The 15682-nt window shown below is 37.8% G+C and carries 14 protein-coding genes; 8 read left to right on the forward strand and 6 right to left on the reverse strand.

The window, feature by feature from the left end:
* Positions 1 to 13: 13 nt before the first annotated feature.
* From AC1M87_RS10825 to aceR, 4 genes are all read right to left on the reverse strand, one after another.
* Positions 14 to 1192: a benzoate/H(+) symporter BenE family transporter gene (locus AC1M87_RS10825; RefSeq protein ID WP_481587691.1), complete on the reverse strand. Its 1179-nt coding sequence runs from the start codon at positions 1190 to 1192 to the stop codon at positions 14 to 16.
* Between the two features lie 53 nt (positions 1193 to 1245).
* The gene (leuE, locus tag AC1M87_RS10830) at positions 1246 to 1896 is read right to left on the reverse strand and encodes a leucine efflux protein LeuE (protein ID WP_481593686.1); all 651 of its coding nucleotides are present in this window, start codon (positions 1894 to 1896) and stop codon (positions 1246 to 1248) included.
* 67 nt (positions 1897 to 1963) lie between these two features.
* Entirely contained in the window at positions 1964 to 2950 is a 987-nt protein-coding gene (gene tal, locus AC1M87_RS10835) for a transaldolase (RefSeq protein WP_481587645.1), read from the reverse strand.
* Between the two features lie 94 nt (positions 2951 to 3044).
* A complete protein-coding gene (gene aceR / locus AC1M87_RS10840) occupies positions 3045 to 3929 on the reverse strand; it encodes an HTH-type transcriptional regulator AceR (RefSeq protein ID WP_092767852.1) in 885 nt (294 codons plus the stop codon).
* Positions 3930 to 4026: 97 nt separating this feature from the next.
* On the opposite strand from aceR, the gene aceI reads away from it, so the two are divergent.
* Positions 4027 to 4458, forward strand: a complete 432-nt coding sequence (aceI, locus tag AC1M87_RS10845; protein WP_481593687.1) for a chlorhexidine efflux PACE transporter AceI — start codon at positions 4027 to 4029, stop codon at positions 4456 to 4458.
* 55 nt (positions 4459 to 4513) lie between these two features.
* Here aceI and AC1M87_RS10850 read toward each other — a convergent pair whose 3' ends face one another.
* Positions 4514 to 6043, reverse strand: coding sequence for an acetyl-CoA C-acetyltransferase (locus AC1M87_RS10850; protein WP_180028195.1), 1530 nt, complete (start codon positions 6041 to 6043; stop codon positions 4514 to 4516).
* Positions 6044 to 6283: 240 nt separating this feature from the next.
* On the opposite strand from AC1M87_RS10850, the gene AC1M87_RS10855 reads away from it, so the two are divergent.
* From AC1M87_RS10855 to dnaX, 7 genes are all read left to right on the forward strand, one after another.
* Positions 6284 to 7675 carry a 3-oxoacyl-ACP reductase gene (locus AC1M87_RS10855; protein WP_092767789.1) on the forward strand — a complete coding sequence of 464 codons (1392 nt, stop codon included), beginning with the start codon at positions 6284 to 6286 and terminating at the stop codon, positions 7673 to 7675.
* A gap of 140 nt (positions 7676 to 7815) precedes the next feature.
* Positions 7816 to 8670: a MaoC family dehydratase gene (locus AC1M87_RS10860; RefSeq protein WP_092767854.1), complete on the forward strand. Its 855-nt coding sequence runs from the start codon at positions 7816 to 7818 to the stop codon at positions 8668 to 8670.
* A 68-nt stretch (positions 8671 to 8738) separates the two neighbouring features.
* On the forward strand, positions 8739 to 9998 hold the full coding sequence (locus tag AC1M87_RS10865; RefSeq protein WP_228143123.1) for a serine hydrolase domain-containing protein: 1260 nt from the start codon (positions 8739 to 8741) through the stop codon (positions 9996 to 9998).
* Positions 9999 to 10106: 108 nt separating this feature from the next.
* The gene (gene cpaA / locus AC1M87_RS10870) at positions 10107 to 11837 is read left to right on the forward strand and encodes a metalloendopeptidase CpaA (protein ID WP_481593688.1); all 1731 of its coding nucleotides are present in this window, start codon (positions 10107 to 10109) and stop codon (positions 11835 to 11837) included.
* Between the two features lie 3 nt (positions 11838 to 11840).
* Entirely contained in the window at positions 11841 to 12458 is a 618-nt protein-coding gene (cpaB, locus tag AC1M87_RS10875; protein WP_092767795.1) for a metalloprotease secretion chaperone CpaB, read from the forward strand.
* Between the two features lie 60 nt (positions 12459 to 12518).
* Positions 12519 to 12977, forward strand: a complete 459-nt coding sequence (locus AC1M87_RS10880; protein ID WP_092767797.1) for a copper resistance protein NlpE N-terminal domain-containing protein — start codon at positions 12519 to 12521, stop codon at positions 12975 to 12977.
* A gap of 118 nt (positions 12978 to 13095) precedes the next feature.
* Positions 13096 to 15222 carry a DNA polymerase III subunit gamma/tau gene (dnaX, locus tag AC1M87_RS10885; protein ID WP_481593689.1) on the forward strand — a complete coding sequence of 709 codons (2127 nt, stop codon included), beginning with the start codon at positions 13096 to 13098 and terminating at the stop codon, positions 15220 to 15222.
* Here the strand turns inward: dnaX and AC1M87_RS10890 are convergent.
* On the reverse strand, positions 15219 to 15662 hold the full coding sequence (locus AC1M87_RS10890; protein WP_092767801.1) for an acyl-CoA thioesterase: 444 nt from the start codon (positions 15660 to 15662) through the stop codon (positions 15219 to 15221). The genes dnaX and AC1M87_RS10890 overlap by 4 nt on opposite strands.
* Positions 15663 to 15682 lie beyond the last annotated feature (20 nt).

A 15682-nucleotide genomic window follows, 5' to 3' on the forward strand; every position in this document is an offset into this window, starting at 1 on the left:
AAAGCCTATTTTTTTAAATAGGCTTTTTAATTTGTATACGCATCAAATGATAAATAATAAATCCAATAACCAATCCCCAAAAAGCAGATCCAATGCCCAAAAACTGAACTCCAGATGCAGACATTAAAAAAGTGATTAAAGCAGCATCACGATCTAAATCTTCTTTAAATGCGATACTGATGTTATGTCCAATCGTTGCAAAAAGTGCGATCGCCGCCAAAGTGGTGATCATTTCTCTAGGGAATGACAGTAATAATCCCGTTAGTGTCGCTGCAAAAATGCCCATAAAAATATAGAACACTCCACAAGCCATACCTGCAATATAGCGTTTAGCAGGGTCTTGATGAACTTGTTCATCAAGGCTCACAGCTGCACTAATTGCTGCGATATTGGTTGAAAATGCCCCGAACGGAGCGAATATTGCTTGAGCAATTCCTGTCCAACTTACTAATTGGTTGACATGAGGTTTGTAACCATAGGATCTGATCATTGCTAAACCAGGTAAATATTGTGAAGCCATATTGATGATCAAGAGGGGAATAGCTAAACCCAGAATACTTGACCAGTGAAATTCAGGCTGAATCCATACTGGATACGTCATTCCGTAGTGAATTTTGGTTGCTGTATATTCAAAGAAAAAAGGTGTGGCGATAATGCAAGCTAACAATGTAATGACAATGGAGTGACGGGGTAATGCTTTTTTACTTATAAAATATGTACTGATCAAGATTAAAACATAGATCAATTGGTCTTGCATGACCGTAAATAATGAAATGCCAAATTTTAATAACACTCCAGCTAACATGGCGCTTGTAAGAGATTGCGGTAAAAATTCAAGAATTCTTTGAAATATTCCAAAAAAGCCCAATACAGCAGTCATAATTCCGCATATTAAAAATGCGCCTATCGCCTCATTCAAATTGTATCCTGAGCCTGTAGCGATAATCAGTGCTAGTCCTGCTGTTGACCATGATGTTGCAACTGGATATTTAAACTTCCAGCTTAAGATCAGTCCTGATAATCCTATACTCAAACCCAGTGCCCAAAACCATGAGCTAATCTGTGCTTGATTTGCACCTAATACTTGTCCTGCTTGAATAACCAGTACAGATGAAACGCTAATGCCAATTAAAAATGTAATAAAGCCAGCGAAAACAGCAGGTAGACTTAAATCTTTTTTTATTCTTGTTATCACGTCTATGAGCATTTTTATATTATTTCCCTAATGATTCTGTGAAGTTGAGATTACATTGTTGATGTCGCAAGTTTGATCCCAAACAATCCAAATAAAATACCAATAGCGGCAACAGAAGCAGCTGCTAATTTATAATGCGTGTTGAAGTAATTTGAAATTTTGATACCTGTAAAGATCAACATACTTAAGTAGCCTATACTCATTAATTGTAAAATTACAGCAAGCATTAAAAAGCTTTGGGCTGGATAAGGATAAGCTGGATCTACAAATTGAACAAAAAACGATAAAAAGAACAGTATTGCCTTTGGGTTAATCAGACTAATGAGTAATGCGGTACGAAAAGGATGAAATTTTTCTTGTTTTTGTACAATAGAAACTTTAGCTTGATCTTTACTTGGACGTTTCCAAGTTAAATAGGCTGCATATATTAAACGGATACCTAAATAACTAAGATATAAAGCACCAATAATTTTTAGGGCGAAAAAAATCCAGGGAAATTGATGCAATAATGTTGCGGCACCTAAGACAGTTAGCAAAATAAGGATGCTATCTCCACACAAAATACCGAAAGCACCTTGATAGCCCACTTTTATGCCAAAGCGAGTCGCAATAGACATGACATAGAGCGAGTTAGGTCCAGGTAATAAAATAATAAGTAATGTACCTATTAAATAGGTTGGAAGATCAGTTATACCAAACACTCATTTATCTCTTAAAAAATAATCGAGCTCCTAAGAGCTCGATTGAAAGAATGATGGATAGGTGCAATTAAGCTTTTATATCAGCATCTATGCCAAATGATTGTTTTAACAGAGAGCTGAGTTGATCTCTTGCCTTAATAAAGCCATCTATACCGCCTTGCAATAATTGCGATGCCATAAGATCTTTCTGAATTTGCGCTTTAAAATCTATTTCAGTGATTGGACTAAGTGATTCGATATTTGAGCTGTGTGCATTTGCATTTAACTGAACTTCAACTTGGCGATGATCTTGAGCCAATTCGTCAAGTAAATTCGGTGATACAGTTAAGAGGTCGCATCCAGCAAGTCCGAGAACCTGTTCTATGCTACGAAAGCTTGCGCCCATAACTTCAGTTTTCACCTGATTTTGTTTGTAGAACTCGTAAATTTGTTTAACGGATTGCACACCAGGATCTTGTTCAATTGGATAGTGATCCACATTTTCAGCTTTTTTATACCAATCGAGAATACGACCTACAAATGGTGAAATTAATGTGACCTGAGCATCCGCACATGCTTTTGCTTGATGTAAGCCAAACAACAAAGTTAAGTTGCAATGAATGCCTTCTGCTTCAAGAACCTTAGCAGCTTGAATACCTTCCCATGTTGAGGCGATTTTAATTAAAATTCGGTTTTGATCAACACCATAAGTCGCATAGAGAGCGAGTAATTCTTTAGCTTTAGCAATTGTCGCGGCTGTATCGTATGAAAGTGCTGCATCAACTTCTGTTGATACTCGACCTTCAACTACTTTTAGAATTTCCACACCTAATTTGACAGTCAGGATATCAATTGTTCTATCGATTAACTCATCTGACTGATAACCCTCTGACTTTGCTTGATCAAATGCAGCTTCAATCAGTTCTTTGTTTTCAGGGAATGAAGCTGCTGCCGTGATGAGTGAAGGGTTAGTGGTAGCATCCAATGGCTTAAATTTTTTTATAGCGTTTAAGTCACCTGTGTCTGCAACAATTGTAGTGAAGTTTTTTAATTGAGATAAAGCTGTTTCAGTCATTGCGATCTAATTCTTTGTTTCATTACTTATACCATCTTTATAACACATGATTATTTTGAAACATGCTACAAAAGTTTTAAATCAAGTTATTTTCCTACATTTTTCTTTTATTTCTGATGTGATGAATTAAAAATTGAGCAGCTTTGCCCAATGGTTGCTCTTTACTCCAAACCAGATCGATAAAATAATCAAATTTTGGAGTGAAATCTGAAAATCGTAGAACTTTAAGTTTTTTCTTTAATGTTGGTTGTTCGATAAGCATTTCAGTGGGTAAAACTCCCCATCCAAGTCCTTGTGAAATTAATCTACATGCTGAATGGTGATTGTCTGTACGCCATGCATCTTTGGAGAAGAGTAATTCAGGCTTAATGTTCCGATCGCGACTAGCGACTACAATCTGACGACTTTGAAAAATTTCTTCATAGCTCACTTTTTGATTTTGGCACAGCGGATGATGAACAGATGCAACTGGAATTAAACTTTCTTTCATTAATTCCACGAATTGTTCATTCGCCTCAATATGTTCACGCTCAAACATCAATGCTAAATGTGCTTTACCCGTTAAAATCATTTGTTGAGCATCTTCTTGTGGTGCGCTGAATATATTGATTTGTAGTTGAGGAAATTGTTGTTCTAATAAAACAATATAATCAGTCCATCTACTATGCAGTAACTCAGATACCACCACAATATTTAATTCGGTTTCGATACCGCTACTCAAACCAAATGCATGTTGTTTCCATTGATTCATTTCAATCAATAAATGATTAGTACGTTCATACAAAACTTTGGCTTGAAGTGTTGGCTGTGGTTCACGTCCTACTCTTTCAAACAGTTGAAGATTCAGATCAATCTCTAAATTGGAAATCGCCATACTGACAGCAGAGGGGACCTTGCCTAACTGACGTGCGGCTGCGGAAAAAGAACCTGTTTCCATCACAGTTTTAAAAACGACCAATTGTTCTTGATTAATATTCATGTTTATTCTTTCAAAAAATTTGATAGATTCTAACTCGATCATTCAATATTATGAAAATAAAATGCGCTCATGAATAACAATGTTGATGAGTGAACGCATGTTTTTTTCAAATAGAAGAATTATTCACGCAATAAGCTATGAAATCATTCTATTGGTGATCATCGCAATTTCTTTGAGTTTTATTTTTGAAGTTCCCCTGGAGATTGCTGGTTCATTAGGTGTGATTATGGCCGTACTTTCAGTGATCTGGAATATGATTTTCAATCATTATTTTGAAAAAATTGAAGCGCGCAATCAGTGGAAGCGTAGTGTAAAAGTTCGTATATTGCATGCGCTAGGATTTGAAGGTGGCTTGATGTTAGTGACCATTCCAATTGTAGCATATATGATGGATATGACGCTCATACAAGCTTTTATCGTCGACTTAGCTTTGACGCTTAGTATTCTGGTGTATACGTTTATATTTCAATGGTTCTATGATGGGATCGAGGCTAAACTGGGTTATGCGCCTGAGACTTTAAATCATTAAAATTTATAACAAATAAGCCCCTCAATCGAGGGGCTTATTTGTTAGGAACATCGAATTATTTTTCAATAATTGCCGTTACACCTTGACCACCTGCAGCACAGATCGACACTAGTACACGACCTGAACCTTTTTCATTTAAAATTTTTGCAGCAGTTGCGATAATACGTCCACCTGTTGCGGCAAATGGGTGACCTGCAGCCAACGAAGAGCCTTTAACGTTTAACTTCGCACGATCAATTGAACCTAAAGGCGCATCTAAGCCTAGACGTTCTTTACAGAATTTAGGATCTTCCCAAGCTTTTAATGTAGAAAGAACTTGAGATGCAAATGCTTCATGAATTTCATAGTAGTCAAAATCTTGAAGTTTTAAATTAGCACGCTCGAGCATACGTGGAACTGCGTAAGCAGGAGCCATTAACAAACCTTCTTTTTTACCAATGAAATCTACAGCAGCAGTTTCAGAGAAACTTAAATACGCTAAAATTTCGTGACCATTTGCTTTAGCCCATTCTTCTGATGCTAATAATACACAAGAAGCACCATCGGTAAGTGGAGTAGAGTTACCAGCAGTCATTGTACGAGCATCACCTTTACCAAACGCTGGCTTAAGTTTTGCAAGCTTTTCTACAGTTGAATCAGGACGTAAGTTGTTGTCGCGCTCAAGGCCAAGGAATGGCGTCATTAAATCGTCAAAGAATCCTGCTTCATAAGCTGCAGCCATTTTCTGATGAGACGATGCAGCAAGTTCATCTTGAGCTTCACGAGAAATGCCCCACTCAAGTGTTGTGATCGCTTGGTGATCGCCCATAGATAAGCCAGTACGAGGTTCACCATTTTTAGGAGCATCTAGCAAATCTTTTACGTTAATTTTAGTTAACGCTTTAAGACGATCTTTACCTGTTTTTGCAACGTTGAGTTCTAAGAGGGCTTTACGTAATCCATCACCAAATGCGATAGGAGCATCTGAAGTGGTATCTACTCCACCTGCAATACCCACCTCAATTTGACCTAATGCAATTTTGTTCGCTACGAGGAAAGCAGCTTGAAGCCCAGTACCACAAGCTTGTTGGATATCGTAAGCTGGAGTCTCAGGTGCAAGCTCTGTGCTTAACACACATTCACGCGTCATATTGAAATCACGGCTGTGTTTTAGTACAGCACCAGCAACGACTTCACCCAGACGTTGACCTTGAAGATTAAAACGCTCAACTAGACCATTCAATGCTGCTGTAAGCATATCCGTATTTGTGGCTGTGAAATAAGCACCATTAGAACGTGCGAAAGGAATACGATTACCACCGATAATTGCAACACGGCGTACAGTATTTTGAGTCATAGTTTTTTCCTGTTCAGCGGAAGATTGAGTCGTAGTTGCTGAAGTTTGATTTTCAGCTTTAGTTTTATTTGTTGCTGCTGTTTTTTTGCGAGTCGTCGACGTACGAGGGCGAGTCGCTTTTGGAGTATTTGCGTTGTTGGCACTGTTTGCATTACCACTACTCGCATTTGAACGAGCTTTTGATGTATTTGACACAGTCGCTTTCGCAGAATTCTCAGTTGTTGGATTTTCTTGAGTTGTTTTGCTCATAAGGCTTTTCCAAGCATATTTGGGATATTCTTGAGTGCTACATTAGCATAATCGCTAAGAGGTCGTATTGACTAAAATGACATTTAGCAATGCTTTCAGGTCAAGACATACATAGAGTAACTCAAGTATTATTTAACTGAAACGCAGGGATCGATTAATTTACTAAGTATCAGAGTTTGAACTGAACTTCATCTACATCATAGATCCTTCAAAAAATTATTCTATCGAGAGATCATATTCATGACTGACCAATATCAAGCTTTTGCAAAATCTCCAATTGGTAAATTTGTCATCAAAAATTTAGGTTTACCATCTCCAATTCACTTAGATCGCTTTGAATCAGCAACGCCTGTTGTTCAAGGCGCTGTTTTATTCGGTTCTGCGTCTAAAAGTCTTTTTAATGGTGAAATTGCGCAAGTTCTGAGTAATATTCATGCCAACAGCTATGCGGGAAACAATGCTGAGTTACAACAAGCTGCAGCTAAAGTAGGGTTGAACTTAGGTGCGTTTAATGAAGGCGATAAAGAGTCGAAATTCAAAGCAGTTGTGTTTGATGCTTCGGGTATTCAGGACTCTGAACAGTTAATTGAATTGTATAAATTCTTTAATCCAATTGCTCGCCAAATTCAAACTTCAGGTCGTGTAGTCGTCGTTGGCTTGACACCAGAATCAGCACCTACAGTGAAACAAGCGATTGCTCAACGTGCATTAGAAGGTTTCGTGAAATCTGTAGGTAAAGAATTTAAGAAAGGTATTGCTGCACAATTGGTTTATGTAGATCAAGATGCTGCTTTAAATCTTGAATCTACACTTCGTTTTGTACTTTCTCCGCGCTCAGCGTATGTATCAGGTCAAGTCATTCGTGTTTCAAAAGCAAATGTTGTTGATGTTGATTGGACTAAACCACTTGCGGGCAAAACTGCAGTGGTCACAGGTGCAAGTCGTGGTATTGGTGAAGCGATTGCGCATGTTTTGTCGCGTGATGGTGCTCATGTCATTTGCTTAGATGTACCACAACAACAAGCAGATCTTGATCGTGTTGCGAGTGAAATTGGTGGATCGACTTTAGCGATTGATATCACTGCACCAGATGCTGGAGAAAAAATCAAAGCTGCAGCGGCTGCTCAAGGCGGGCTAGATGTGATTGTCCATAATGCCGGTATTACACGTGATAAAACGCTTGCTAATATGAAGCCAGAGCTTTGGGATCTTGTGATTAACATTAACTTATCTGCGATTGAGCGTGTGAATGAATATTTGTTGTCTAATGAAGGCATCAATGAAAATGGTCGCATCGTTTGCGTATCTTCGATTTCAGGTATTGCGGGTAACCTCGGTCAAACGAACTACGCAGCTTCTAAAGCTGGTGTGATTGGTTTAGTGAAATTTACAGCACCAATTTTGAAAAATGGTGTAACGATTAATGCTGTTGCTCCTGGATTTATTGAAACTCAAATGACAGCAGCGATTCCATTCGCAATTCGTGAAGCGGGTCGCCGTATGAATTCGATGAGTCAAGGTGGTCAACCAGTTGATGTGGCTGAAACAATCGCATTATTTGCTTCATCTGCTTCAACGGGGCTGAATGGAAACATTGTACGTGTGTGCGGTCAAAGTTTATTAGGTGCTTAAGCTTTAGTGGTCATAGATTGTTAAATGAAAGAGAGTAATGTTCAGGCATTGCTCTCTTTATTGCTCGTATGATTTGTTATGATCGTTTTGTTGAGCTGCAAACTGTAAATTTTTTATAAAGATAAATGGGAATTTTTAACATGAAAACACGTCACTTTAGTCAATTGCCAAAAGCTTATTTAGCTTATCCTAAAGTCATTAAAGGTTTAATTTTTAAAAAACCGAAAGGCGAAAAGACACTTCCACAAGTGGATTACATCGTTGATGAATATCGTGTTGATCATGACCATTTAAAATCTTATAACGAAATTTGTGGTTATAAGAATAATGGATATGTACCATCGACTTACTTGGCAGTCATTTCTCAGAGTTTGCAGATGCAAATGATGACACAAGAACCTTTCCCATTTGCTTTGCTGGGTTTGGTTCATATTCGTAATCAAGTTAAGCAGTATCGCAAAATTGGAGTGAATGAAACTATCACGCTATCATGCAAATTTGGTGAGTTAAAACCACATGACAAAGGTTTGCAATTTGACTTCATTACGACTGCAAAAGTAGGAAATGATGTAGTGATGGAAGGTTTAACGACCTATCTTTCTCGTCAAAAAACAAATACTTCATCCGCTTCAAAGGCGAAAGAAGATCAGTTGCCTGAATTTAAATCACAGGGTAATTGGAAAGTCGCTGAAAACACGGGGCGTCGCTATGCGCTCGTTTCAGGTGATTTTAACCTCATTCATATTCATGCAGTTACAGCGAAAGCATTTGGTTTTAAACAAGCGATTGCGCATGGCATGTGGAGTAAAGCTAAAGCATTAGCAAGTATTAGTTTACCGGATGCTTATGATGCTGATGTTTATTTTAAGTTGCCTATGTTTTTACCATCTGAGGTTGAATTTTTAACGGGTGAGCGAGATCAAGCGACATATTTGTTAGTTCGTAATGCAAAATCACAAAAACCTCATGTTTCTGGTGTTGTGAAACCACTTTAATAGATGCTCTAGGCCTAACATGTTTGTTAGGCTTTTTTATAACTATAAATCAAGGATAGAAGATGAAAATTCTAAAAGATTTAATTTACGCTGACACACATAATTATAAGGGTATCGTTCACCATCAGTTTGCAGATTTGGCACATTTATTTAGTCGTTTACAAGACTCTCGTACTGAACAAGGTGGTGCATCATTGGCTGTATATTATGGTCAAGAAAAAGTGGTTGATATTTATGTTGGAAAAAAGTCTTCGAGTGAAGAGTGGTCAGAAGACACGATGGCGATGTGCTATTCCACCGGAAAAGGGATCTTAGCGACTTTGTCGCATATTCTAGTGAGTGAAGGGAAATTAGACTATCGTCAACCCATAGCTGATTATTGGCCAGAATTTGCTGAACATGGAAAATCTAATATTACTTTGGCTGACGTATTGAGTCACCGTAGTGGTTTATATGATGTTAGAAATGTCATTGCTCAAGCATCTGAAATGGCAGACTGGGATCACATGCTCAATGTGATGGCTAGCGCGACACCACGTTTTAAACCCAATTCAAATTATGCATATCAAGCACTTACGTATGGCTGGTTATTAGGAGGGCTGATTGAAAAAGCGACTCAGCAAAATCTTTCTGAGCTGATGAATCAATATTTAGTAGAACCACTTCAATTAGATGGTGCCTATTTTGGTGTCCCTCAGGATCAACTTTCAAGAATAGCCAAACCTCTAGAAAAAACAAATATTGAAAGAAAGTCATCAACTACTCAAGTTGCACAACAAAAGAAGAAAAAACAGAAAGTTTCATTTTCGGATCGTATCATTCAATATTCTGGTCAAAATCCTGATGATTTTATAGATGCAATGATTCCAAAGGGAATGAAGGGTTTTAGCTTTTTTGATGATCGTGTTCTGACTCAACCCATTCCTGCTGCTAACGGTGTATTTACAGCCAGAAGTTTAGCGAAAATCTATGCCATGATGGCGCACTATGGTCAGTTCGAATCAAGACAATTTATCAAGCCACTTGTATTCAAACAACTTTCGCAAATTCAAAGTTATGATCGAGACAAGGTGATGCCAATACCTATGCATTGGCGTTTGGGTTATCACAGAGTTATCACGCTCGGTAAAAGTGCAAAAAATGGTTTTGGTCATATGGGCTACAACGGATCAGGAGCTTGGTGTGATCCTGAAAGAAAATTAAGTTTTGCCTATACCCATAATTATCCTGTTGGGTCAATTACAGGGGATTATCGTTTGTGGAGTTTATCGCAAGAGGCATTGAGATGTGTGGATCACATTAATAATGGTAAAAAGGGATGGTTTTAACATTTAAAAAGGGGAGTTTGTATTTATAATGTACACTAACTTTAACTAAAATAAACAAATAGTGACATGATGAATAAAAAAATTACCTTTTTACTAATGGGTTGTTTGATGAGTGGTATTGTGGCAAGTACAGTACTTACACCAAACCAAAATCAGCAAAGCGGTCAGATTCCGAGCGGTTATGCTGAATTAGAATTTAAATTAGGTGATGGAAATTGGACGAAGCAAATCTATCTGCCAAACAATCCAAAAAATAATGACAAGATTAGAATTTCTTCATCGGCGGGATATACGGCATATCTAGATACTTCCAATATAGATATTCCACTTGAATCAATTCAAATCAATAGAGGAAACACATTCGACTTTATTTATAGTGAATCTTTAAAAAAATGGCGAATCAACAGTACACCTAGTGCCATTGTCGATAATTCAAGTGTACAAAATATTATATCTAATCAACAAATAATACAGCGAGTTCATCTAAAAGATGGCGCTTGGGCAAAGAAAATAGTATTGCCGAGCGATGTAACTAACAATACGGTAATGTTGATTGAATCTGATGCAGGCTGGGATTCATCAATTGATACAACAAATCTTCTTTTTTCGAGTAATTTTAATTTAAAAAAAGGAGATCGCTATTGGTTTGTATTTAATCAAAAACTAAAAAAATGGGTTCCTGAATATATCAAGCCGAGGCAAATAAATGTTAGTTCAGTGGGTACTCAGTTAAATAAAACCGATAGCCCTTTAACTGAAATTATTTTTGGTGATGGAAACTGGGTGTCACAATTCACGTTACCAAGTTCAGCATATGACCGTGATCGTGTGATCGTGAAGTCGACTGCAACATGGGAAGCTACTATTTCAAATCAGAATATCAATACCTCAGCAACTTTAAAACTAAATAGAGGTGATCGATATGAATTTATGTTTGTAAAAGAATTAGCGAAGTGGATTTTAGTTTCTGCACCAGAACGTGTGATACAAGCGAAAGATTTAAATAATAAAAAAGTTCCTGATCCTAAACAACCAGTGACACGTGTTAAGTTGGCAAATGGAAATTGGCAATCAGTAATTAATTTACCTGATCGTGCTCAAATCAATGACAAGATAATCATAAGTTCTGGAGCGGCGTGGAGCAGCACAATTCAGGCATCCAATAATTTACGACAAACGATTCAAACTGGTGAAACACAACGTTTTGTCTATACATCTCAAGGATGGCAAGCTGATAGTTCAACGATTGACATGCTTTTGGTGAGTAGTCCTGCTGTTACAGAGAAATTAGGTGCAAATGCAGCGAAAATTAGATTGATTGAAGGCTTTGACCTAACCAATGTGTCTGCAGAGAATTCAAATGCCAAGTTTTATCTACGCAACGTTGGTTATCTGCAATATAAAACACCAGGTTCTAAAACATTAAACAATGTCCTTGATATTGGTCGTGTGGACAAAGTTATTCAGAATGAGCGTAATCGCTTAAAAGCTGATGCTATATATTATGAAGGTGATGAAGAGGGCTGTGGTTTAGCGTACTTACTTGTAAACCCTAACTCCAATTATATGGTCGGTAGTGGAAGTATTAACTGTGGAATCACGGTTTTACGACATGAATTCGGTCATAATATGGGGGTTAATCATCATGATACCGCTGGGCCAGCACGTGGTTTGGAGCATCCTTTGGGTAGTACGATTATGGGAGGTAATAGTATCTCTTATTTCTCAAGCCCAGATTTATTCCATCCAAAGTATGGATACCAATTAGGGGGTACGAATGATCGTGATGCTGTCACTATGATTAATAAAAATGCTAAAGCAGTGTCGCTATTCAAATAATATATGAAAGTAATTTATATTTTATTGGGTGTAGCAGTTTTTGTGACTGCTACATTTACGTTATATCTAAAACCCGAAAAAGACAAACCATCTGCAAGCTTACAGCAGCATCAAGTTGAAAATGAACTGGGTCAAAATGTTTATGCTCATGACGAACGCCTTAAAAATAAGAATGAGTCATCGAGTTCTCATTTGATGCCTGAGCTTATGCCTGTACTAGAACAAAATGTTGAACGGCATATGATTCTTCCAGAAAGTTTTCAGCATCGGGCTGACACGGGTTATTTATTTAAGTTTAGCCCTGATCAAGTGGCGAGCATGAAAGAGGGCAGTAAATTTCCCTTGAAACTTTTGCAATTTGGTATCAATCGTGTGGCCGAAATTACTGAGATTGAACAAGTTGAGGATGGAATTGTGAGATATAAGGGGCAATTTGAGGATTATCCTGCTGATCTAAACTATTTTACGATTACTCAAAGTATTGAAGATCAATATGCAATTATTAAAGTTTATACAGATAAAGGGTCATATTTTGCTGAAGTAATTAAAGGGATTGGACTCGCTTACCCTGATCAAGTTTTACATGATGATGGGGTTCACGTGCACCAACATACGCATTGATTCATATGCAGACTTGAGATATGGTAATTTTCACAAAATTGTTAAAATTGATTTGTGATTATGCGCCGTAGTACTGTCATCCCATTCGTTTTGATATCGTCGATTCATATGGCTTCTTGCGATCAGTCCACGCAATCAAATCAACTCTTGAAACAGAATGATTCAATAAAAAATCAAGTAACACCTCAATATATTGGTTTATATCAAGGTACTACGCCATGTATGGGGTGTTTTTCGCGTTGTGATGATTGTCCTGGTATGGCTGTTGATTTACAACTTAACGCAGACCAAACGTATGTGTTGTCACGATTAAGTCTAAGCGGTCATAACCAAGCAGAAGAAATCAAAGGTCAGTTCAAATTCATTAATACTGAGAAGTCTTTGATTCAATTAAACGGTGTTCCAACCAGAAATATCATTCTTGTCGATTTGGTCAACAAAATGCTAGAAATTCGTATCGATGGGACTGGTGAGGAATACGAAAATTTTGATGATTTTAGTTTGAATTTAACAGGTTAAATTTTCCCAAGAAAAAAGAGTTGGGTTTAAATTGTTTTTTGAATGTATGAATGATCTGTAACGCATTCACTCTTGCCAAAAAAAACAGTATGCTTAGTCCTGTAATTAGGGAGCATTCATGTATCAGGTTCTTGCGCGTAAATATCGTCCACGTAATTTTTTAGAATTGGTTGGTCAAAACCATGTGTCGCGTGCATTAACCAGTGCTTTAGAGCGTGGTCGACTGCATCATGCTTATCTTTTTACTGGGACGCGTGGCGTTGGTAAAACAACGATTGCAAGGATTCTTGCTAAATGTCTGAACTGTGAAACAGGTGTAACATCTACACCGTGTGAAGTATGCCCAACGTGTACCGCAGTCAATGAAGGTCGATTTATAGACTTAATTGAAATTGACGCAGCATCCCGAACCAAAGTTGAGGATACACGAGAATTATTGGATAACGTACCTTATGCACCAACGCAAGGTCGTTTTAAAGTGTATCTCATTGATGAAGTACACATGCTGTCCACACATTCTTTCAATGCTTTACTCAAGACACTTGAAGAACCGCCTGAACATGTCAAATTTTTATTTGCGACGACAGATCCTCAAAAACTTCCAATTACGGTTATTTCACGTTGTTTGCAATTTACTTTACGCCCATTGGCGGTTGATGAAATCACTTCACATCTCACACAAATTTTAACTAAAGAATCAATTAATGCGGAAGCTGATGCGATTTGGCAGATCGCTGAGTCAGCACAAGGTTCTTTACGTGATGCACTGTCGCTAACAGATCAAGCAATTGCATATGGGCAAGGTGCGATTCACCACCAAGATGTGAAAGAAATGCTGGGTTTGATTGATCGCACGATTATTTTCGACCTTATTTTGGCGATACATCAAAATCAACGTGCTAAAGTCAGTGCTTTATTACTCCAATTCCGTCAACAAGCACTTGATGTTTCTTTGGTGTTGGATCAACTCATTTCAACTTTACATGAGTTGGCTTTACTCCAATACTTACCAGACTTGAGTTTAAAATATAGTGCTGAGATTAATCAGAAAATTATGCAGCTTTCGAGCATGATTTCTGCTCAAGATCTACAATTGTATTATCAAATTGCATGTAAAGGTCGTGCTGAATTACAAATTGCAGTGACTCAAGAGCAAGGCTTTGAAATGTGTGTGCTCAGGTTGTTGGCATTCCGCCCGATGGCGAATAATGAGCAGCTGACCACTCAAGCACCTCCAGAACAATCAAATGTCTTAAAAGAAGCTGAAAATTTCAATCAGATTTCGACAGAGAATTCAGAATCTATATCGGCTGATCATCAAGAGGCAGGATCGAAAATCAGTTCGCCTGAGAATAATACGAGTTCGATTCAGCGTAGTCGTGATGTAAATGATGAGGAAAATACGGATCTAATCTTATTTCAGCAGATGATGGCATCAGATGATGAGGCTGTTCCTACGGAGTCAGTTCATCCTGAAAAATCTGAATCTGAAAGCTTGCATTCAACAGAATTAAATCATGCGGATGATGTCGGTCAGTCTGTATCTGTTGAAGTGAAACAAGAGAATTTAACCAACTCTGTGGTAGGCAGTGGGGAGATTGAGCTGACTTCATTTGGAGCAAGCTTTAATTCAGAGCCTGTTGAATCTTCTATTGTTGATCAAGACAATATTTTCTTTTTAGAGCCTAAGCCAAGTGAACATTCTGCTGAAAGCGCTGAATTGTCAGTTCAAGAAGAAGGATCATCGAATGGCACTCATTGCCCAAGTCTAGATCTACTTGATGAGAATAAAAATATTGTCGCAGATGCTGGCTTAAAAGGTTTAATGCCTCAAGATATTTTAAGGCTTGAGCCTGTCGAATTGGTAGGTGAATGGGATACTCAAAAGTGGGAATATTGGTTCAGAAATAGTCCATTAACACCTGCGGTACAAGAATTAGCACAACAAGGTCTTATGCAAGGTCAAATTGATGGAACATGTGAATTCTATATCCCTGCAAAATACGAAGCTTTATTGCACTCACTCATTCCGAGTTTAGAAGCAGCACTCAAGCAATCATTTTCAAAATCTCAATTAATCGTAAAATACAACGAACCAAACGGTGAGACGCCTTTCGATCTGCAGGAAAAGCGTAAGCAAAAGGCATATCGACGTGCTGAAGAATTGATTCATCAAGAACCCGTCGTGGAAGACTTGTTAAAAATTTTCGGCGGTGAGCTACATAATATTCAGCTTAAGTCTTAAGTTGATTTCGTCATAAACGTAGTTAAGGCTTCGCGTATTGAGTTTGGTAATTCAATACTTTTACGAGAGTCACGGTCGACAAATACATGCACAAAATAACCTTGAGCAGCAGGCTCTGATTGATTTTTCTTAAATATTGAAATGCTATACGTCACTGAAGATCGTCCAATCTTTTCGATAGCGACAGCAACATCAATCACTTCGGGGTAGGATAGTTCAGAAAAATATGTACATTTTGATTCAACAACGAGTCCAATGATAGGCGAAGTTTTAAAGTCAAATAGTGCGTGTTGAATAAGTAGCGCATTTGCGGCGGTGTCAAAGTAGCTGTAATAAGTGACGTTATTGACATGCCCATACACGTCATTATCAGCCCAACGGGTTTGGATGGGAAAAAAGAATTGATAGTCTGCTCTAGTTTTTTTTGAAATAGTTGTCATATTTTATTCAGAAAGTTGAT

Source organism: Acinetobacter sp. 24-47-62, from assembly GCF_056779765.1.